A 20091-nucleotide genomic window follows, 5' to 3' on the forward strand; every position below is an offset into this window, starting at 1 on the left:
ACCCGCACAGGTGCACCTGTGCCGCCCCGGCGCGCTGAAACGCGTACCGGTTCATTCGCCCAAGCCGTTCGCGCGGGGTCGCGCGCGGCGGTGGGGAACCCGCCTTCCGTTCGCCTCGCATCTGCGGGCACGGGGCTCGGGCGCCTCCGGCGCCTCCCAGTTCTAGGCCAGCCTTACCTGGGATTCCCTGATTCATCCTGAAAGGACTATGCATGCGCTACACCGGACCGAAGGTGCGGTTGTCCCGGCGCGCCGGCACTCCGCTGACCCGTAAGGCGGTCAGCTACTTCGAGAAGCGTCCGTACCCGCCCGGTGAGCACGGTCGTCGTGTTCGTCGCAACAGCTCCGACTACTCCGTTCGTATGGCGGAGAAGCAGAAGGTGCGCTGGTACTACGACCTGACCGAGAAGCAGCTGCTCCGCGTCTACGAGAACGCCAAGAAGCGCGCCGCCCGTACCGGTGAGGAGATGCTCACCGAGCTCGAGCTGCGTCTGGCCACGGTCGTCCTGCGCTCGGGTCTGGCCGCGTCGATCTACGCCGCGCGTCAGTTCGTCAACCACGGCCACATCACCGTGGACGGCAAGAAGGTCGACATCCCGTCGTACCAGGTCAAGCCGGGCCAGATCATCAGCGTTCGGGAGAAGTCCCGCTCCATGGTCCCCTTCGTCGAGGCCGCCGAGGGCGTCCACGCCGACGACAAGATCGCCGGTTACCTGGCCGTGAGCCACAAGGACCTGCGCGTCGCGGTCATCGACCGCCCCAAGCGCGAGCAGATCCCGGTTCCCTTCGACGAGCAGCTCGTCGTCGAGTTCTACGCTCGCTAGGCACCTCCCGCACCGAAGGGACCGGCCCCTGACCGGGTGTGGGCCCCGACCGCGGGAAAGGCCGCGCGGACCCCGGTCCGCGCGGCCTTCGTGTTGTGCCCGCCCCTCGCCTCACCTTCGGGGGAGGGGCGGGCGGGTGCTCCGCGCCGTGTCGAAAAACCGGCCGGTACCAATCGTTATCGCAACGGAACCGAAAGTCCCGTTCCAGTGCGGAGGACGTCTCCGGACGGTCAGTACATCCGTCGGATGTGAAAAGCGCTACCCCGCGCCAAGGGCCGCTCCGCGACGAACTCGTGCATCTTCATCCGGCACCAGGACGGTATGTCCGCGCTCGCGGCGGGATCGTCCGCGGTGACCGCGATGACCGCACCGATGGGCACTTCGTGCAATCGGGCGGCCAACATGATGATCGGAACAGGGCACTTGCGGCCCACCGCCTCCACGGTGACCAGGGGTCGCTGTTCGGTCGGTCGCTCGGGCACGTCCACTCCTCGTCGGTCGTCGTCCTGTGTCCTTATCTTGACCTGGGCCGCTCGAAAAGGCGCACCCGGTTAAGGGTGTCGTAAACCCAGCGATACGCTCGCCTTAGTCTCGTGCCGAGAACGCGCACACCCCCGCCCACGGCGGTGATGTGCGGGAACCCGGCCGAGGGTCCGGGGATACGCCGGGCCGCGCCTCGTAGCCAGCCGGGAGGAAGTCCCTCGCGGGCGACCTGGCCCGGCTCCGCGAGACGGACGAGCGTTCCGGGAGGGCACGCCTGGCACAACACGCTGACCAGGTGAGCCCATGAACGGCACCTCGACCGGTTCGCGATAATGTTTCCCCCTGAAAAGCTTTGGATACTTAGGCCGCCCGTGGAGGATCCGCGGGCTTCACCGCTGGGAAGGCAATCCGTGAGTCCGACCCGCCAAAAAAATCGGCGCTCGACACTGCGCCGATGGGCACCACGCGGCGCCGCGCTCGCCGTGTTGGGGCTGGCCGCGACCGGCTGCGCGTCGAACGAGCTCACTCGTTTGGGCATGCCGGAACCGATCACCGAGCAGGCCGAGCGTGTTCTCGCGCTCTGGCAGGGCTCGTGGGTCACCGCTTTCGCGGTCGGCATTCTCGTATGGGGACTGTTCATCTGGACGATCCTCTTCCACCGCAAGCGCTCTGAGCAGTTGCCACCGCAGGTGCGGTACAACATGCCCATCGAAGCGCTGTACACCGTGTTGCCGATCGTCGTCATCTCGGTGCTCTTCTTCTTCACCGCGCGAGACCAGGCGTACCTGATGGAGACCGAAGAGCCCGCGGACGTGCACGTTGAGGTCGTGGCCTTCCAATGGGCCTGGCAGTTCAACTACATGGACGACACCAAGGAGAACGGTGGGGAGGTGCTCCACTCCGAGGTGGGTATCCCCAACCCGGACGGCACCGCCGACCGCTCCACTCAGCCCACCCTCGTCCTGCCCGAGAACTCGATCGTCCACTTCGACCTCCACTCTCCCGACGTCATCCACTCGTTCTGGATCCCGGCGTTCGGTTTCAAGATGGACGTCGTCCCTGGACGCGACAACGCGTTCCAGGTCGATATGACCGATGGCACCGAGGGCACGTACGTCGGTCGTTGCGCCGAGCTGTGCGGTGTCGACCACACCCGCATGCTCTTCAACGTCGAGGTCCTGCCGCAGGACGAGTACGAGGCCTGGGCCGCCGAACAGGAACAACTGGCCTCCGAGGAGGCCGGCGCCGAGGGTCTGGTGGAGGACTCCACCGACTCGGCCGATGGTTCCGGGGCCGAGGGCACCGGGGCCGAAGGCTCCGGCGCCGAGGCGACCGAGGAGAATGACGAGTGATGAGTACGACGGCAACCGAGGCGACCAAGCCTCGCATCGATGGTCAGGCACCGTCGCGCAAGGGGTCGCTCCTCGTCAACTGGATGACGTCGACCGACCACAAGATCATCGGGTACATGTACCTGATCACCTCCTTCGCCTTCTTCCTCCTTGGCGGGGTGCTGGCGGTCCTGATGCGTCTGGAACTGTTCTCGCCGGGCATGCAGTTCATGTCCAACGAACAGTTCAACCAGATGTTCACCATGCATGGCACGATCATGCTGCTGATGTTCGCGACCCCGCTGTTCGTCGGGTTCGCGAACGTCATGATGCCGATTCACATCGGTTCGCCCGACGTGGCGTTCCCGAGGATGAACCTGTTCGGTTACTACCTGTTCCTCTTCGGTAGCCTCATCGCGATCAGTGGGTTCCTGACCCCGGGCGGCGCGGCCAGCTTCGGTTGGTTCGCCTACACACCGCTCTCCGACGCGGTGCGCTCACCGGGTCTGGGCGGTGACCTGTGGATCCTGGGCCTGGTCGTGTCCGGTCTGGCCACCATCCTGGGTGCGGTCAACTTCATCACCACCGCTCTGTGCATGCGCGCACCCGGTATGACGATGTTCCGCATGTCGATCTTCACCTGGAACGTGGTCTTGACCAGCGTCCTGGTGCTCATCGCGTTCCCGGTCCTGACCGGTGCCCTGATCGCGCTGGGCGCCGACCGCATGGTCGGTACCCACGTGTTCGACCCGGCGCACGGTGGCGCCATCCTGTGGCAGCACCTGTTCTGGTTCTTCGGTCACCCCGAGGTGTACATCATCGCGCTGCCGTTCTTCGGTATCGCGACCGAGATCCTGCCGGTGTTCAGCCGCAAGCCGATCTTCGGCTACAAGAGCCTGGTGGCCGCCACCATCGCCATCGCCGGTCTGTCCGTGACCGTGTGGGCGCACCACATGTTCCCGACCGGCGCGGTGTTGTTGCCGTTCTTCTCGTTCATGACGTTCCTCATCGCGGTCCCGACCGGGGTGAAGTTCTTCAACTGGATCGGCACGATGTGGCGGGGGCAGCTCTCCTTCGAGACGCCGATGCTGTTCACGATCGGCTTCCTGGCGACCTTCCTCTTCGGTGGCATCACCGGCGTCATCCTGGCCTCGCCGCCGCTGGACTTCCACGTCACCGACTCCTACTTCGTGGTGGCGCACTTCCACTACGTGGTGTTCGGCACCGTGGTGTTCGCGATGTTCGCGGGTTTCTACTTCTGGTGGCCCAAGTTCACCGGCAAGATGCTCAACGAGAAGCTCGGCAAGTTCCACTTCTGGCTGCTGTTCCTGGGCTTCCACGGCACCTTCCTGGTGCAGCACTGGCTGGGCGTGGCGGGCTTCCCCCGGCGTTACGCCGATTACCTGCCCGACGACGGCTTCACCGAGCTGAACCAGATCTCCTCGATCTCCTCGTTCGTGCTCGCGGCCTCCACGCTGATCTTCTTCTGGAACATCTACGTCACCGCGAAGAAGGCGCCGCTGGTCGAGGTGGACGACCCCTGGGGCTACGGCTGCTCCCTGGAATGGGCCACGTCCTGCCCGCCGCCCAGGCACAACTTCACCTCGCTGCCGCGAATCCGCTCCGAACGTCCGGCCTTCGACCTCAACCACCCGCACGTCGCGGCCCCCGGTGCCGTCGCCGCCGGTGCCGAGAAGAAGTAGGAGGCGGCCCATATGAAGATGCAGGCCTACCTGTTCATGGGGATCGCGACCTTCTTCGGTCTGGTCGGTGCCCTGTACATCTACTGGTCCTACCTGGAGACCGGCCAGATCGAGTGGGTCGGTTCCACCATCCTGGTCGTGGGCATCGGCTTCGGCTGGATGCTCGGGTTCTGGCTCTGGCAGTCGGCTCGCCGCAGTGAGCACCACCACGGCCTGCCGCCCGAGGAGCGCCTCGACGGCGAGATCTCCGAGAACTCCGGCGAGTACGGCTTCTTCAGCCCGCACAGCTGGTGGCCGATGTTCGTCGCGCTGGCCGTCGCCTTCACCGCGGTCGGCATGGCGATCGGCTGGTGGATGTTGTTCCTCGGTTTCCTAGCCATCATCCTGACCACGATCGGCTGGGTCTTCGAGTACTACCGCAAGGAGTTCCAGCACTGAGATCGGCCCCGGAGGCGATTGTTCTTCGAGAGAAGATGGTCACCCAGGGTAAGATTTGAGTGTCACCGCCCCGGTGGCCGGACACGCGTCCGTCAGGCGCGTGCCGGACGCCGGGGCTCTTGTTTTAGCGTTGCCCGAAGGGCGCGGAAAGGCTCCGGCCCGGGCCGGACGCTCCGGTGCGCCGACCGAATGGACGTTGGAGGACTGTGTGAAGCGACGAGCCCACTCACGAGGGGCCCTGGCAATGGCCGTGCTCGTCCTGCTCACCGCCTGCAGCACCGATGAGGAGCCGGAGCCGGACGAGCAGGTCATCGAGGAGGCCGGTCCCGAGGTGACCATCACGCCCGAACCGGGAGCCACCGAGGTCGCGCCGAACACCCCGGTCCGGGTCGCGGCCGAGGGCGGCACCATCACCGACGTGCGGATCGACCAGGTCGACCCGTCCGCGGCGGGGGAGACGGGCGACGGTGCGGTGGAGGCGGCGGAGGAACCCACGGTCCACGACGTCACCGGTACCCTCAACGAGGCCGAGAACGCCTGGATGGCCGACTGGAACCTGCATCCCGGGTCGGCGATCACGGTGACCGCGACCGCCACCGACGACGAGGGTGAGGAGACCGAGGTCGTCTCCGAGTTCACCACGCAGGACACCACGGAGGGGCAGAGCCTCGAACTGGTCTCCAACTTCCCCACCTCGGGGCAGACCGTCGGGGTGGGCATGCCCGTGATCATCAACTTCGACCTGCCCGTCACCAACAAGGAGCAGGTGGAGAACTCCATGGAGGTCATCTCCGAGGAGGAGGCGCAGGGGGCCTGGAACTGGGTCTCCGACCAGATGGCGGTCTTTCGACCCGAGGAGTACTGGGAGCCCTACCAGGAGATCGCGGTCGACCTGCACCTGGCCGGGGTGGAGGCCTCCGACGGCGTCTTCGGGGTGAGCGACCACCGCATCGAGTTCGAGGTCGGCCGGGAGATGATCTCCACGATGCATGTCCCCGACCACGAGATGGAGGTGTCCGTCGACGGCGAGAACGTCCGCACCATCCCGGTGAGCAACGGGGCCGCCGACGAACGCTTCAACACCACGACCTCCGGTGTCCACCTCACCATGGAGAAGTACGAGTCCCTGGTGATGGACTCCGCCACCGTCGGAATCGAGGAGGGGGAACCCGGTCACTACCGCCTGGACGTCGATTGGGCGGTGCGCACCTCCAACAGCGGCGAGTTCTCCCACGCCGCCCCTTGGAACTCCGGCAACCTGGGCAGCGCCAACACCTCCAACGGGTGCACCAACATGACCGTCGAGGACGCCCGCTGGTTCCACGACGAGTCGCTGATGGGCGACGTCCTGGAGACCACCGGTACCGACCGCGAGCTGGAGTGGGACAACGGCTGGGGCTTCTACCAGCGTTCCTGGGAGGAATGGCTGGAGCAGAGCGCCACCGGTGAGCCCCAGAACACCGACGGTTCGGGCACTCCCGGGGACGTCCACGGAGAGGAACTCTAGGAGGCACGGCCCCCGGAAGCCCCCGGATCCCCTCGGGCTCCAAGCGTCCCGGGAACGCCTCAGCCCCCTTCGGGGCCTCTCAGGAGGTCCTCAAGGCGCCTCAGGGCCTGATCCCAACCCCACTCCCGGCAAACCCATTCGCGACCGCGTGAGCCCATCAGGGCGGCGCGGTCGCGGTCTTTCAGGAGCCGAATGATCGCGCGGGCGGCGGGCCCGGGCAAGGATCCGTCCACCACGTGTCCGGTCTCGCCCTCCAGGACCGCGTCCGGGGCGCCGCCCGAGGAGCCCGCCACCACCGGCAATCCGGTGGCCGACGCCTCCAGGTAGACCATCCCCAGCCCCTCCACGTCCAGTCCGCCCCGCCGGGTCCGACACGGCATGGCGAACACGTCGCCCGCGTCGTAGTGGGCGGGCAGGTCCTCGGCCCGGACCGGGCCGGTGAAGCGCACCGAGTCCATTCCCGCGGCGGCCGAACGCAGCCGGGAGGCGTAGGGGCCGTCGCCCACCAACAGCAGCACCGCGTCGGGGACGTCCGCCAGAACCCGCGGCCAGGCACGGATCAGGGTGTCCTGTCCCTTGCGCGGCACCATGCGCGACACGCACACCACCACGGGGCGGTCGCCCAACCCCAGACGCTCACGCACCTCCTCGCCTCCGGTGCCGGGCCGGAAACGGTCGGTGTCCACCCCGGGGGCCAACCGACGCATGCGCGCGCCGGCGGCGGGGGACAGGGAGCGCGCCAACCGGCGCCGGGTGTATTCGCCCAGGTAGGTGACGGTGTCCACGGTGTCACCGATCCGACGCAGCGCCGAGGCGGGCCCGGGCAGGACGGTCCAACCGGTCTCATGGCCATGGGTGAGCGCGACCTGTCGAAGGGGACGCAGGTGGGCCGCGGCCAGCCCCAACGGGGCCGCGGCGCCGTAGAGCACGGAATCGCACCCTTCGAGTTCGGCGATCACCCGCGCCCGCCGCACCACCCGTGGAGTGGGCAGCAGCACCTTGGCCGCGTCCCGCACGATCGGGAAGGGCAGGCGGAGGTCGAAGTGGGGGTCGGCCGCCTGGTCGGCGGCCTCGGGGGAGGAGCAGTAGACCACGACCGACCCGGGCCGGCGGCGCAGGGCGAGCTCGTGCACGAAGGACTCGATGCCGCCCACGCGGGGTGGGAAGTCGTTGGTGATGATCAGGGTTCGCGACACCCTGGTGAGTCTAGGGGGATTTCCTTCAGTGGTTCAGGAAGGACGCCTCGGGCCCGTGGTGAACGTGCACCACGGGCCCGGGCGAACCGGAGAGGCGAGCGGTCACGGCCGCACGGCGGTGGTGAAGCTGGAGCGGTAGTAGTCGTTGAGGGTGACCGTGCCGATGGGGCGCGAGGACGTGGAGGCGTGCACCATCACGTTGTCGCCCGCGTACAGGCCCACGTGGGTGGGGCTGGCGCCGTAGAAGAACATCAGGTCACCGGGCTGCATGTTCTCCCAGGACACCCGCTGCCCGGCGTTGACCTGGTCGTAGGTGGTGCGCGGCAGGTTGACGCCCGCCTGGGCCCAGGCGGCCTGGGTCAGACCGGAGCAGTCGTAGCCGCCCGGTCCGGTGCCGCCCCAGACGTAGGGCTTGCCGATCTGGGCGTAGGCGAAGTCCAAGGCGACCTGTGCGTTGCCGGTGGCCGGGCCGGTGTAGCTCGCACCGCCCCCGCTGTCGCCGCCGCCGCTGCCACTGTCGTTGCCGACGTTCTCGGTGGCCTCGGCCTGTTCCTCGGCGGAGAGTTCTTCGAGCAGTTCCTCCTGCTCGGCGATGGAGGCCTCGGCCTCCTCGGTGGCCTCCTCCGCTTCCTCCAGCGCGTCGGCGGCGCTCTCCTCGGTGGACTCCGCCTCCTCGCGCAGGGACTCCAGGTGCTCCAGCTCGTCGACGTACTGATCCAGGCCGGCCTGCTGCTGCTCGGACAGGTACGTGAGGTCGGCCTGGTGCTCCAAGGCGTCCTCTGGGCCGCTGGCGCCGATCAGGTGGGTGGGCGAGGTCGGGTCGACACCGGTGTAGGCGATGTTGGCCAGGCTGCGTACCCCGCCGCTCAGCTCGTCGATGGTCTCCTCGGCGGTCTCGATGTCGTCGAGCAGTTCCTCGAGCTTCTCCTCCGCGGCCTCGTGCGCCTCCTGGGCGTCGTTGTAGGCCGCGTTGAGCTCGATGAACTCCTCTTCGAGACTCTCGATCTCCTCTCGCACCTCGTCGGCGGTCGGCTCGGCGTGCGCCACGGCGGTGGGGGCGAGGAAGGCCCCGACGCAGATCGAGGCGATGACGGCCGATCGGCGACCGGAGGCGCCACGGAATGCAGACACTGGCAACACCTTTCTCCCCTCGTCCCGGGTGAAGTGGGGACAAGGGAGTGCGCCGGGCGGGACCAAGTCGAAGAGGTCGACCGAAAGGCTGCGGGGAGTGACCCGACCCGGACGTGATCGTCACCGACGGGGTTCGGTGAAGAGGAGCGACCACGCTCGGCGATGAACATTAGTGCATCCCTTGGGCCGCTCTCAACTGTTTCGTGATGTTCCGGTGCATCAGGCGGTCTGTCCGAAACCCCTGACTTGCCGTTACCTGGTGTCACCGAGAAACGAAAAAGGCCGCCGCCCCGGAGGGGTCGACGGCCTCGACGAGTGTCGGCGCGCGGCGCGCTACAGGCGTACGGCGAACTCGAACTGACCGGCCCAGTAGGCGGCCAGTCCCACGACCTCGATGTTGCGGCCCGTGCGCGGGGCGTGCACCATCTGGTTGTTGCCGGCGTAGAGGCCGTTGTGGGCCTGGCCGGAGAAGAACATGATGTCGCCGGGCTGGAGCGAGCCCATGTCGTTGATGCGGGTACCGAGCCCGGCCTGGGCGTAGGTGGTGCGGGGCAGGTCCACGCCCGCGGCCCGCCAGGACGCCTGGACCAGACCGGAGCAGTCGTAGCCGTTGGGGCCGGTGCCGCCGTAGACGTAGGGCAGACCCACCTTCGAGTAGGCGAAGTCCAGCGCGCCGGAGGCGTTGCCGCTGCCCCCGTGGGACTGCCCGGCGCTGTCGTCGGCGCCCTCGCCGGAGCTGTCCGCGTCGGGGAACTGCGCCAGGAGTTCCTGCTGCTCCTCGATGGCGCTCTCGACCTCGTCCTTGGCCTCCTCGCTCTCCTCCAAAGTGTCCTCGGCCTCCTCGAGGGACTTCTCGGCCTCGTCCTTGAGGGCGAAGAGACGCTCGGAGGAGTCGCCGAAGTCGTCGAGCTGGGACTGCTGGGTCTCCGACAGGTAGTTCAGGTCGGCGTTCTGCGCCAGCAGGGCCTCGGGCCCGTCGGAGGTGAGGATGTTCGTGGTGGAGTCGAGCTCGCCGCCCTGGTAGGTGGCGTTGGCGAACTGCTGGACCTGCTCGCGCAGCTCGTCGTAGCGTTCCTGCTCGTCCCCGACCTGTTCGTCGAGTTCGTCGTAGGCGGCCTTGGCCGTCTCGTAGTCCTCTTCGGCCTGGTTGTAGGCCTCGACGGCCTCCGAGGCCTCCTGGTTCAGTTCCTCGATGCGGTCCTCGACCTCGTCCTGGGTCGGTTCCGCATGGGCGACGCCGGGGGCGATGAAGGTGCCGGCGGCGACCACACCGAGGCCGGTCGTAGCGATTCGGCGAGCAGTACGCCGACCACCGGGGTTCTTCATGGCGGTCCACGCTCCTTGAGTGTCTGAGAAGTCCGCAGGGGTGACTGGGAGACGGAAAGTCTCGGGGGCGGCCCACGCCTTGGGACGGGCCGATATGAGTGTGCGGGCCCTCGCCGGGGATGGGGTGGCGCAAAGGCGGCCTTCTACCCGACGAAGCACTCACGTTCGGGACGAACCTAGCGGACGCGCCTTCCCCTCTCAACCACAACGAGCTTCGGCCACCACCACGTTCGGTGGTGACCGTGATCACAGCAGGCGCGTTCTCAGTCGAGTCTTCGCAGGAAGATCAGGGAGGGAACGGCCCGAGCGCCGACCCCGCGCACCGCCTGAACGATCTCCTTGTCGGATGTCACAACGGCGATCGGCCGGCCCGGGGGCTCGGCCCGCACCAACCGGACTATGACCTCGTCCGCGGTCTCCCCGGGCGCGCTGAACAACAATCGGACCCGGCGGCTGGGCGTCACCGGGGGAGTGTCCACGTCCGCGCCGTCGAACACACAGGTGATCTCCGCCTTGGTGCGACTGGCCAACCCCTCCAACGACGTGAGCAGGCGATTGCGCTGGTCGGCCAGCGCCAGGTTCCCGTATCCGGTCTTGGTGACGTTGTAGCCGTCCACCAGCAGATGCACCCGAGGCACGGTCAACAGATGGTCCAGCAGACCCGGGTCGTCGTCGGGCAGCCCGCCCAAGGAGACCCGGCGCCGTTCCGCGTGGGCCTCGGCGACCAGGTCGGCGGGGCTGTCCAGACCGGTGGGAAGCGCGAGCTCGCGACGCAGTCCGTGTGAGGCGTCCACCAACACGTCCAACAGCACACGCAGCCGCGCCTCGTCGGCGTTGCGGCCGGCGCGCACCGCGCGGCGGGAGTTCTCCACCTGGGCCTCGGCGTCGGCCAGCCGGGAACGTAACCGACGGTTCTCCACTTCGAGGCCGCTGACCCGCCCCTCGGTCTCGTCCCGACGGTCCCGGAACTCGGCCAGGGCCTGTTCGGCCTCGGCGGTGGCCGTCTTGGCGCGTTGACGCTCGTGGTGCACCTTACGGCGCAGCTCGGCGATCTCGGCACGCTGATCGACGATGGTGGCGCGCTGCCGCTCCAGGTCCGTCTGGAGGTCGCGGCGGGCCTCCTCCAGCTCCCGGCGTACGCCCTCCAACGCCTCGGCGGCCTCATCCACCTCCTTGGCGCTGTGCCGACGGTCCAGTTCGAGGTGGACGTCCTCGATGATCCCGGCCCACCCAGGGGGACGCAGCAGGTACGCGCAGGCGGCCACCGTCACCGGATCGGCGGCGGGCGGGACCACCCCGGACCGCATTCCCTCGGCGAGTTCGGGCCACACCTGTTCCACGCGAGTGGCGACCAGACCGCGAAATTCCGGATCGGTCTCCAGTTGCGCGGCGATCTGCGGTCCGGCCAGTCGTGCGCGTCGACGGGGCTCGAACCTGGCCACCCTGCGCAGCACGGGCGGCAGGTCCGACGTGCGCATGCCGCCCAACACGTCGGATCCGTACTCCACGACCCGCGCACGCACCGGCTCGGGCAGGGGGCGTACGAGGTGCTCCTCACCGTCCTCCCGCTCGGAGCGGTCCTCCTCGCCGGCGCCGCCCGTCGCCGGGCCGGAGCTCATGACCGACCCGTCGGGCTCTCCGCCGAAGTGTCGGGGACCGACCGTTCGGCGTCAGGACGGGGGACGATCTCCACACTGTCGGTGGCGCCGCACCAACGGCACTTCACCCGTTCGATCGTCTCCGCCAGCACCGTGCGCTCCTCGACGGCGCCGGCGCCGGACAGCTCCTGATGCACGTAGTCCTGCGAACGCACGGTGCGCGTCACGTCGAACCGCGTGAGATTGCCGCACCCGGTGCATCGCCAACGCTCATCGTCACCCGGCATCGCGATCCCCACGGTTCCTCCTCGGTGTCGTTGCGTGTTCGTGGCGGCCGTCGCCGGACCCATCGATCACTCGACGTCGGTACCGCCCACACCCACATCTTTCCATGTCGGGTGGGTCTACCGTCATCCCGGACGGGTTCGGTCGTCACCCCCGACTAACCTGACCGCGTGGTTGGACAGCCCGTGACGCCCTTCGGCGACCAGACCAGCATCGAGGACCTCGGCACTCCACTGGCCGGAGCCACCTTCGTCGTGGTCGACCTGGAGACCACCGGAACCAGCGCCTCCAAGTCCCGGATCACCGAGATCGGGGCCGTACGTGTTCGCGGCGGCGGGATCATCGGCGAGTACACCACCCTCGTCGACCCGGGGATGCTCATCCCGGCCAACATCACCCTGCTGACCGGCATCACCCAGGCGATGGTGGCCACGGCCCCGCCGATCGAGAAGGTCCTACCGGAGCTGCTCGCGTTCCTGGAGGAGGAGCGCGACACCGTTCTGGTCGCCCACAACGCGCCCTTCGACACCGGTTTCCTCAAGGCCGCCTGCGAACGCGCGGGTCTGGAGTGGCCCGCGCTCCCGGTGGTCGACACCCTGCGTCTGGCGAGGGCCCTGCTCCCGGCGCCCCAGGTCCGTAACCACCGGCTGGGCACGCTCGCCACCTACTTCGGAGCCCACGTCGCCCCCACCCACCGGGCGTTGGACGACGCCCGCGCCACCGTGGACGTGCTCACCGGGCTCATCGAACGCCTCACCCCGCTGGGCGTCACCAGCCTGGAGGAGTTGCGCGCGGTCGCCAAGCCCGCCACCCGCGCCCAGCGGGCCAGACGCCACCTGGCCGAGGACCTGCCCGAACGTCCCGGCGTGTACGTGTTCAACGATGCGCAGGGACGCAGTCTGTACGTCGGAAAGAGCAACAACCTGCGTCGGCGCGTGGCCTCCTACTTCACCGCGGCCGAGTCGCGCCGCCGCATCCGGGAGATGGCCGGCCTGGTGGTGTCGGTGACGCCCATCGTGTGCACCACCGACCTGGAGGCCTCGGTCCGCGAACTGCGGATCATCGCCGAACGCAAACCACCGTTCAACCGTCGCTCCCGCAACCCGGAGAACGTCCGCTGGGTCAAGCTCACCACGGACACCTACCCCCGTCTGTCGGTCGTACGGGCGGTCCGCGACGACGGCGCCCCTTACTTGGGCCCCTACAACTCGGCACGCGAGGCGGAGGAGGCCAAGGAGGCGCTGCTGCACGCGCTGCCACTGCGTCAGTGCACCCACACCTTCGCCCCTCCCGAACGGGTGGTCCCCAAGTGCGTGCTCGCCCAACTAGGCCGCTGTGGCGCGCCCTGCGACGGCACCGAGCCCCTGGGCGCCTACACGGCCCACGCCGAGGCCGCCCGCACCGCGATGACCACCGACCCGGCCGTGGTCTTGGACGCCCTCACCGGACGCATCCGCGAGCTGTCCGAGGACCTGCGCTACGAAGAGGCGGCGAGTCTGCGCGACCGCCTCATGGCCTTCCTGCGCGGCGCTCGCCGAGTCCAACGGCTCACCGCCATCGCCGCGCTACCGCACCTGGTGGCCTCCCGCCCGGGCGCCACCGGATGGGAGACGATCGTGGTCCGTCACGGACGCCTGGCCGCGAGCGCCGTCCTCACCCCGGGCACCGACCCGACCGCCTTCCTGGCCTCCCTGGTCGCCACCGCCGAGCGCGTCCCGCCCGGTCACGGGCCGGTCCCCAACGCCACCGCCGGGGAGAGCGAACTGATCCTGGACTGGCTCGTCACGCCCGGCGCACGCCTGGTGGAGGTCGAAGGTGAGTGGACATGCCCGTTGCGGGGAGCCGAAGCACACACTCGGATGACACACTGGGCCCATGGCCGCGCTTCCGCTCAATGACGACCACCCCGTCCGCCGCGCTCCGGTCGTGGCCTACGGCCTGATCGCGGTCAACGTGCTCGTCTACCTGCTCTCTCCGCAGGCCGCCACCGCCGTCTGGTACCCCGTCGACCTGTTCGAACGCGTGTGTTCGATCGACGCGTACTTCATGCGCTGGGGCGCCATCCCCGACGAGATGCTCGGTCGGGTCGACCTTGCCGAACCGTTGACCCCCGAATGCGGACCCATCGACGGCAAGGTCGTCTGGTTCTCGGTGCTCAGCTCGATGTTCCTGCACGGCGGCTCCGCCCACCTGCTCGGCAACATGGTGTACCTGTTCGTGTTCGGTCCCGTCGTGGAGGACCGGCTCGGCAAGGTCCGTTTCCTGCTGCTGTACCTGGCCACCGGGGTGGTCGCCGCGTTCGGGCACGCGCTGGTCGACCAGGACGGCGGAATCCCCATGATCGGAGCCTCCGGGGCCATCTCCGGGGTGCTCGGTGCCTATCTCGTGGTCCAGTTCCGAAGTCGGGTCACCACCCTGGTGTTCGGGGTGATCCCGATGCGTCTGCCCGGGTGGGCCGTGGTGGGCAGCTACTTCGCGCTTCAGTATCTTCTCTACGTCACGTCCTCGACCGCCCCTGGCGGCGGATCCAGCGTGGCCTACGCGGCACACGTCTACGGCTTCGTCGCGGGGGTGGTCGCGGGACTGGCGGTCTACCGACTGCGATGGCGCTCCGGAACACGCCTATCGGACGTGTACTAGTTGTCCAGCGCCGCCGCCGGCGCTTTGGCGTGTTCGGGCGCCGAATAAGTCAGGAATGGGTTCAAGGGGACACGGCGGCGCCTTTGGTGTGATAGCGGAGAAGCGTGCCATCCCACCGCCGGCACCTCCCCGGGTTCCCAGTGGACAGGGCCTCACGGCGCCCGAACGGCACCCCCGTGGTCCACGAAACAGAATCCAGCCGCAGTACTCGTCCCGCACCCGCTCTACCAACGCCAGGAGGCACAGTGATCACCGCGATCGTCATGATCAAGGCCGACGTCCACCGCATCCCCGAGGTCGCCGAGGCCATCGCCGACATCGACGGGGTCAGTGAGGTCTACTCCGTGACCGGCGGCGTCGACCTCATCGCCATGGTGCGGGTCCGGCGCCACGAGGACCTGGCGGACGTGATCCCCGGCCGGGTCAACAAGGTTCCCGGTGTGACCTCCTCCGATACCCACATCTCCTTCCAGACCTACTCCAAGCACGACCTGGAGTCGGCCTTCGCGATCGGTTGGTAGACCCGGTCGGGCAGGCGAACACGGGAGGGGCGCGGTGGATCGGAATCCACCGCGCCCCTCCTCGTCCTCGAAGGCCCCCACAGGCCGCGCAGGCGCCTCAGACGCCCTTGGCGAGCTCCTGACTGGCGCTCACCCAGGTCTCCAGCAGTCGCCGCGCCGAGCCCTCGTCCACCGCGGCCGCGGCCCGCTCGTAGCCGGTGAGCACCGCCTCGGTCAGGTCTCCCTCGATACCGTCGACCGCCGCGAGCGCGGCCCCGGCGTTGAGCAGCACCGCGTCGCGCACCGGACCGGGCCGACCCGCCACCATGTCGCGCACCGCCTGGGCGTTGAAGTCCACGTCACCGCCGCGCAGGGCGTCGGGCCCCGAACGCGCGATGCCCAGGTCCCTCGGGTCCAGGCGCTCCCGACGTGCCTCACCGTCGCGAACGACCCACACGGTGGAGGTGGTGGCGGTGGTCAGTTCGTCCAGGCCGTCGTCGCCGCGGAACACCAGCGCCGAGGAACCACGGCGGGCGAACACCCCCGCGATCACCTCGCACATACGCTCGTCGAACACGCCGATGGCGGAGGTGGTGGGCTGCGCCGGGTTGGTCAGCGGACCCAGGAAGTTGAACACGGTCGGCACCGCCAGCTCACGGCGCGGCTTGGCCGCGTACCGCAACGACGGGTGGAACAGCGGAGCGAAGCAGAAGGAGATACCGGCCTCCTCGGCCAACCGCACGGTCAGCTCCGGTGGCAGGTCCAGGACCACACCGAGACGCTCCAGCACGTCGGCCGTCCCGCACGAGGACGACGCCGCGCGGTTGCCGTGCTTGACCACCCGGGCGCCCGCGGCCGAACACACGATCGCCGCCATGGTGGACACGTTCACGGTGTGCGCGCGGTCGCCACCGGTCCCGACGATGTCGAGCGTGGGCCCGGGCACCTCGATACGAACCGCGTGTTCGAGCATGCCCTGAGCGAGTCCGGTCACCTCGGCCACGCCCTCGCCCTTGGCGCGCAGGGCGATCGCGAACCCCGCGACCTGGGCGTCGGTGGCCGAACCCGACATGATCTCGTTCATCGCCCACTCGGTGTCGGCCGCACTGAGGGAGACACCGCCCAGCAGGGCGGTGATCAGGTTGGACCAGGTCCGCTCCTGGACGGCGGAGGTCTCCTGGACGTTGGTATCGAGCGCGTTGTTCTCGGCCGGAGCGGCCGAGGAAACGGGGACGTTCATGTGGAACTCCTGGCTGAAGGGCGTGGAAAGGGAAAGGGGCGCCGGCGGCGGGCACACGAGTGCGCCCGCCCCGTTCAGCGTCCCCGGGCGAAGGAGAGAGCGATGTAGGCGCGGCCGCGCCATCGCCCGGTGTCGGCGCCGTGGTCGAGGGCTCCGCCCATCACCGATCGACGGCGCAGGTCTCTCTCGCCGTTGTCCTTTACGGCCGTCAGTCGGCCGTGCGCGTCACGCCCCACAGTCGTCCTCACCCCGTGAGCGCGACCGCACGTCGGCGCATGAGCTCGGCCAGCGCCTCGGCGAGCGCGACCGGGTCGATGGGGTGGCTCACCACCTGGTCGGCCTGGGACCAGGTCGCCAGCCAACGGTCGTCCCGCCTGCCCACCAGGAGCAGGATCGGCGGGCCCTGGAAGATCTCGTCCTTGACCTGGCGGCACAGGCCCATACCACCGGTGGGCGCGGCCTCACCGTCGAAGATGGCCACGTCGATGCGCTCGGCGGGGTCCTTGGACTCCAACTTGCGCAGGGCGCCGGGCGCCGTGGCGCACTCGACGAACTCGACCTTGGGGACATCGGTGGCGGGCCGGCGGCCGATGGCCGTCCGGACCTGCTCACGGGTGTCGGCCTTGTCGCTGTAGACCAGCACGCGCATCCTGGCGCCCGTGTCCGTACCGCTCATCGCGCAACCGTCCCATCGCGTCAGCCCTCGGTCGCCGCCATGGGGGGTGCGACCGTGGCGTTCGTTGACTGTTTCGACTCCGACTCTATTGCCTCATGCTCCTCCGGCCCGGATGAGGGCGGGTGGACGTTGCGGCGTTGAGACCTTGGACACCACAGGATGCCAGGATCCGAGGGACCTTCGTTCGGGGCCCCTCGGGTCGGCGTTGTCCAAAGGTGATCATTTTGATGCAGGGCCGTTGTTTTCGGAGGGTTCGAGGAACTTTCGAGGGGGTACTGAACGTCTCGGAACGCCGCAGCCGTGCAGGTTCGCGCCACTTCTCGCGTATAAGCGCGTGGCGTGCCCCGGATCACGGTCGGGGCGGCTACAGTAACGCCCGAGTCACGACCACGCCGTCACCCGAGCCGCAGAGGATGGCCGATCCCGGGGCTGATCCGTCGCCTTACGGGGGGTCGAGTACGGGTCTTCGCGGGATGCCGTAATAATGCTCCCGTGGCGACAGCAACCGCGAACCCAAAAACAGCAACCGCATCAGCGCATGGTGCGGCAAAGCGTCCTGACCTGGTGAGTGTTGGCACCATCGTGTGGCTGGCCAACGAACTCATGTTCTTCGCCGCGCTGTTCGCGATGTACTTCACCATCCGATCGGTGACCAACGGGAACCCCGAGCTCGGCGAGTGGGCGGACGTCCACCTCAACGTGCCGTGGGCCTCGACGATCACCATTGTCCTGGTGGCTTCCAGCTTCACCGCGCAATTCGGCGTTTGGGCCGCAGAGCGCGGCGACGTCAAGAAGCTGCGCATGTGGTTCTTCATCACGTTCTTCATGGGCCTGTTCTTCATCCTTGGACAGGCTTATGAGTACTACGAGCTCATCGTCCACGAGGGGCTGACTCTCCAGTCGAGCGCCTACGGGTCGATGTTCTACCTGACCACGGGCTTCCACGGACTCCACGTCATCGGTGGTCTGATCGCGTTCCTCATCATGTTGGGACGCACGTACGCCGCGAAGCGCTTCACTCACCAACAGGCGACCAGCGCGATCGTCGTGTCCTACTACTGGCACTTCGTCGACGTCGTCTGGGTCGCTTTGTTCTTCACCATCTACTTCATCCAGTGACCCGAAACGGGGAAACCGTGAAATGGATTACCGCGCGGCGGCGGCATCCCCTGGCGGGGTATGCCGTCGTCATCCTCGCGCTAGCCCTGTTCGGGGTGGGATTCGCCGCTCTGGCCCCCACCTCGGACGAGGCGCGTGCGCAGACGCTCTCGGCCGAGGCCCCGTCCCCCGAGGACGTGGACGTGGCCAACGGCAAGGCCATCTTCGACCAGACGTGTGCGAGCTGCCATAACTACGACGGCAGCGGCACCTTCGCCGAGGACGAAGACGGTAACCGGGAAATGACCAACGGTCCCGACCTCCGCGAGGTCGGGCCCGCCTCCGTCGACTTCCAGGTCAGTACCGGCCGTATGCCGTCGATGGACCCCGACAACCAGATGCCGCGCAGGGACATGGTCATGTCCGAGCAGGATCTGGCCGACCTGATCGCCTACTACAACGAGTCGATCAGGACCGACGACGCAGGGGCCGAGATCCCCTACGACGTTCCGGGCACCCCACCCGAGCGTGCGGACTTCGAGGACGAAGAGTCCTACGAAACCGCTCTCGAGGACTACGAGACCGAGTACGACGCCTACATCGAAGGCGCCGAAGACGTCGACATGGGCATGAAGCTCTACCTGACCAACTGTGCGCACTGCCACAGCTGGTCCGGTGGCGGCGGTGCCCTCACCGACGGACGTTGGGCGCCCGAGCTCCATGACTCGACTCCGCGTGAGATCTACGAGGCCATGGTCAGCGGACCCGGCGCCATGCCGATGTTCAGTGATGGCGTCATCACTCCCGAGGAGAAGCAGGAGCTCATCTCCTACGTGAAGACGCTGCAGGCGGAACCGAACGCCGGCGGCTTCTTCGACCTGGAGCGTGTCGGCCAGGTGGCGGAGGGTTTCATCGGATGGACCATCGGTCTGTCCTTGATCATCGCCTGCGCCATCTGGATCACGGCGAAGCAGCGTGCCCATGACTGAGAAAAACAACAACGACAACAACGAGGGCGGTGCCGACGAGCGTGTCGTCGGCACCCCGACGGACACCACCGACGTGGTGACCGAGACTTCGGCTCACTCCGACAGTGAGCACAATGGGCCCTACCTGGCCTCGGAGACGCACAAGCGCTCGGAGGAGCAGCAGCGTCGTGGCGAGAAGGTCGCCTCGATCTGGTTCCTCGTCGCCTTCCTCGGCGGTATCGGGTTCTTGGTCTCCTACTTCCTCTTCCCGCCGAACGCGGCGGGGGAGCCGGCGATCGCGGACCCGCAGATCGGCCAGTACTCGAACGCGCTCCTGGGTGGCACGCTCACCCTGGCGATGTTCGCCATCGGTGCCGGAATGACGGTGTGGGCGCGCAACGTGATGCCCCACTACGAGGTGGCCTCTCCCTACGACGAGCTTCCCTCCAAGGAGGAGGAGAAGAGCTCCTTCAGCGAGTTCTTCATGAAGAGCGCCGACGAGAGCGGTTTCACCAAGCGTCCGCTGATGCGCCGCACGCTCATCCTGGCCATGTTGCCGCTGGGTCTGGCCCCGATCGTGCTGCTGCGCGACACCGGGCCCCTCCCCGGCGACAAGATGAAGGAGACGCGCTGGACCGACGGCATGCGCATGTACGTCGAGGGCACCCACCGTCACCTCAGGGCCGAGGACCTGGAGAACGACCCGTACGGGATGATCTCCGCCCTCCCGGCCCTGGACGACGAGGGTTACCCGCACGGGATGAGCCTCACCGACCAGGCCAAGTCCGTCATCTTGCTCATCAAGGTGCCGGAGGACGACTGGAAGCCCGGCATGGACACCCCCGTCCGTGAGGGCAGCGACGAGACCCACATGAACTGGACCCACCAGGGCATCGTGGCCTACTCGAAGATCTGCACTCACGTCGGTTGCCCCGCGGCGCTCTACGAGCGCACCACGCACAGGATCCTGTGCCCGTGCCACCAGTCCACGTTCGACGCCACCGACGCCGCCAAGGTCGTCTTCGGCCCGGCCCACCGGCCGCTGCCGCAGCTGCCCATCGGCGTCGACGACGAGGGCTACCTCGTCGCCCGGGGTGACTTCAACGAACCGACCGGGCCGACGTTCTGGGAATACAAGGACTAGTCG

20 protein-coding genes are annotated in these 20091 nt (G+C 68.0%); 11 read left to right on the plus strand and 9 right to left on the minus strand.

Features of this window, described 5'->3' with window-relative positions; genetic code table 11:
• Positions 1–212: 212 nt before the first annotated feature.
• Positions 213–824 (plus strand): 30S ribosomal protein S4, encoded by a 612-nt coding sequence (rpsD, locus tag NLI01S_RS19095; RefSeq protein ID WP_067606537.1) that lies wholly within the window; start codon positions 213–215, stop codon positions 822–824.
• A 230-nt stretch (positions 825–1054) separates the two neighbouring features.
• Here rpsD and NLI01S_RS19100 read toward each other — a convergent pair whose 3' ends face one another.
• A complete protein-coding gene (locus NLI01S_RS19100; RefSeq protein ID WP_067606539.1) occupies positions 1055–1312 on the minus strand; it encodes a sulfurtransferase TusA family protein in 258 nt (85 codons plus the stop codon).
• Between the two features lie 405 nt (positions 1313–1717).
• Here NLI01S_RS19100 and ctaC point away from each other — a divergent pair, with 405 nt between their 5' ends.
• The 4 genes from ctaC (at position 1718) to NLI01S_RS19120 (ending at position 6286) form a co-directional block, all read left to right on the plus strand.
• Positions 1718–2659 (plus strand): aa3-type cytochrome oxidase subunit II, encoded by a 942-nt coding sequence (gene ctaC, locus NLI01S_RS19105; RefSeq protein WP_449289446.1) that lies wholly within the window; start codon positions 1718–1720, stop codon positions 2657–2659.
• Entirely contained in the window at positions 2659–4341 is a 1683-nt protein-coding gene (ctaD, locus tag NLI01S_RS19110) for an aa3-type cytochrome oxidase subunit I (RefSeq protein ID WP_067606543.1), read from the plus strand. Before ctaC ends, ctaD begins: the two co-directional genes overlap by 1 nt.
• Positions 4342–4353: 12 nt before the next feature.
• Positions 4354–4779, plus strand: coding sequence for a cytochrome c oxidase subunit 4 (locus NLI01S_RS19115; protein WP_067606545.1), 426 nt, complete (start codon positions 4354–4356; stop codon positions 4777–4779).
• 244 nt (positions 4780–5023) lie between these two features.
• The gene (locus NLI01S_RS19120; protein ID WP_190318524.1) at positions 5024–6286 is read left to right on the plus strand and encodes a L,D-transpeptidase; all 1263 of its coding nucleotides are present in this window, start codon (positions 5024–5026) and stop codon (positions 6284–6286) included.
• A 59-nt stretch (positions 6287–6345) separates the two neighbouring features.
• Here the strand turns inward: NLI01S_RS19120 and NLI01S_RS19125 are convergent, their stop codons facing one another.
• The 5 genes from NLI01S_RS19125 to NLI01S_RS19145 all read right to left on the minus strand — a co-directional run bounded on the left by NLI01S_RS19125 (position 6346) and on the right by NLI01S_RS19145 (position 11836).
• Positions 6346–7482 carry a glycosyltransferase family 4 protein gene (locus NLI01S_RS19125; RefSeq protein WP_067606549.1) on the minus strand — a complete coding sequence of 379 codons (1137 nt, stop codon included), beginning with the start codon at positions 7480–7482 and terminating at the stop codon, positions 6346–6348.
• 102 nt (positions 7483–7584) lie between these two features.
• Complete coding sequence (locus NLI01S_RS19130) at positions 7585–8613, minus strand: C40 family peptidase (RefSeq protein ID WP_067606551.1); 1029 nt, start codon at positions 8611–8613, stop codon at positions 7585–7587.
• Positions 8614–8946: 333 nt separating this feature from the next.
• Positions 8947–9939: a C40 family peptidase gene (locus NLI01S_RS19135; protein ID WP_190318525.1), complete on the minus strand. Its 993-nt coding sequence runs from the start codon at positions 9937–9939 to the stop codon at positions 8947–8949.
• Between the two features lie 263 nt (positions 9940–10202).
• Complete coding sequence (locus NLI01S_RS19140; RefSeq protein WP_067606555.1) at positions 10203–11558, minus strand: NYN domain-containing protein; 1356 nt, start codon at positions 11556–11558, stop codon at positions 10203–10205.
• On the minus strand, positions 11555–11836 hold the full coding sequence (locus tag NLI01S_RS19145) for a hypothetical protein (protein WP_067606557.1): 282 nt from the start codon (positions 11834–11836) through the stop codon (positions 11555–11557). Before NLI01S_RS19145 ends, NLI01S_RS19140 begins: the two co-directional genes overlap by 4 nt.
• A 156-nt stretch (positions 11837–11992) precedes the next feature.
• Here NLI01S_RS19145 and NLI01S_RS19150 point away from each other — a divergent pair, with 156 nt between their 5' ends.
• From NLI01S_RS19150 to NLI01S_RS19160, 3 genes are all read left to right on the plus strand, one after another.
• Positions 11993–13720 carry a DEDD exonuclease domain-containing protein gene (locus NLI01S_RS19150; protein ID WP_084392718.1) on the plus strand — a complete coding sequence of 576 codons (1728 nt, stop codon included), beginning with the start codon at positions 11993–11995 and terminating at the stop codon, positions 13718–13720.
• Complete coding sequence (locus NLI01S_RS19155) at positions 13698–14462, plus strand: rhomboid family intramembrane serine protease (RefSeq protein ID WP_067606566.1); 765 nt, start codon at positions 13698–13700, stop codon at positions 14460–14462. The genes NLI01S_RS19150 and NLI01S_RS19155 overlap by 23 nt, the downstream gene beginning before the upstream one ends.
• A gap of 245 nt (positions 14463–14707) precedes the next feature.
• On the plus strand, positions 14708–14983 hold the full coding sequence (locus NLI01S_RS19160) for an Lrp/AsnC family transcriptional regulator (RefSeq protein WP_067606568.1): 276 nt from the start codon (positions 14708–14710) through the stop codon (positions 14981–14983).
• A 97-nt stretch (positions 14984–15080) separates the two neighbouring features.
• On the opposite strand, the gene trpD is transcribed toward NLI01S_RS19160, so the two are convergent.
• The 3 genes from trpD to NLI01S_RS19170 form a co-directional block, all read right to left on the minus strand.
• Positions 15081–16202 carry an anthranilate phosphoribosyltransferase gene (gene trpD, locus NLI01S_RS19165; RefSeq protein WP_067606570.1) on the minus strand — a complete coding sequence of 374 codons (1122 nt, stop codon included), beginning with the start codon at positions 16200–16202 and terminating at the stop codon, positions 15081–15083.
• Positions 16203–16276: 74 nt separating this feature from the next.
• The gene (locus tag NLI01S_RS25820) at positions 16277–16438 is read right to left on the minus strand and encodes a hypothetical protein (protein WP_157091076.1); all 162 of its coding nucleotides are present in this window, start codon (positions 16436–16438) and stop codon (positions 16277–16279) included.
• Between the two features lie 8 nt (positions 16439–16446).
• Positions 16447–16878 (minus strand): response regulator transcription factor, encoded by a 432-nt coding sequence (locus NLI01S_RS19170; RefSeq protein ID WP_067606572.1) that lies wholly within the window; start codon positions 16876–16878, stop codon positions 16447–16449.
• Between the two features lie 492 nt (positions 16879–17370).
• Here NLI01S_RS19170 and ctaE point away from each other — a divergent pair, with 492 nt between their 5' ends.
• Genes ctaE through qcrA form a run of 3 tightly spaced genes read left to right on the plus strand, consistent with a single transcriptional unit; the run spans position 17371 to position 20088 of the window.
• Entirely contained in the window at positions 17371–17997 is a 627-nt protein-coding gene (gene ctaE / locus NLI01S_RS19175) for an aa3-type cytochrome oxidase subunit III (protein ID WP_190318526.1), read from the plus strand.
• A gap of 17 nt (positions 17998–18014) precedes the next feature.
• Positions 18015–18965: a cytochrome bc1 complex diheme cytochrome c subunit gene (qcrC, locus tag NLI01S_RS19180; protein ID WP_084392721.1), complete on the plus strand. Its 951-nt coding sequence runs from the start codon at positions 18015–18017 to the stop codon at positions 18963–18965.
• On the plus strand, positions 18958–20088 hold the full coding sequence (gene qcrA / locus NLI01S_RS19185) for a cytochrome bc1 complex Rieske iron-sulfur subunit (RefSeq protein ID WP_067606574.1): 1131 nt from the start codon (positions 18958–18960) through the stop codon (positions 20086–20088). Before qcrC ends, qcrA begins: the two co-directional genes overlap by 8 nt.
• Positions 20089–20091: the final 3 nt, after the last annotated feature.

Origin of the sequence: Nocardiopsis listeri NBRC 13360 (assembly GCF_001570765.1) — a bacterium.
In the GTDB taxonomy this organism is placed as follows: Bacteria; Actinomycetota; Actinomycetes; order Streptosporangiales; family Streptosporangiaceae; genus Nocardiopsis; species Nocardiopsis listeri.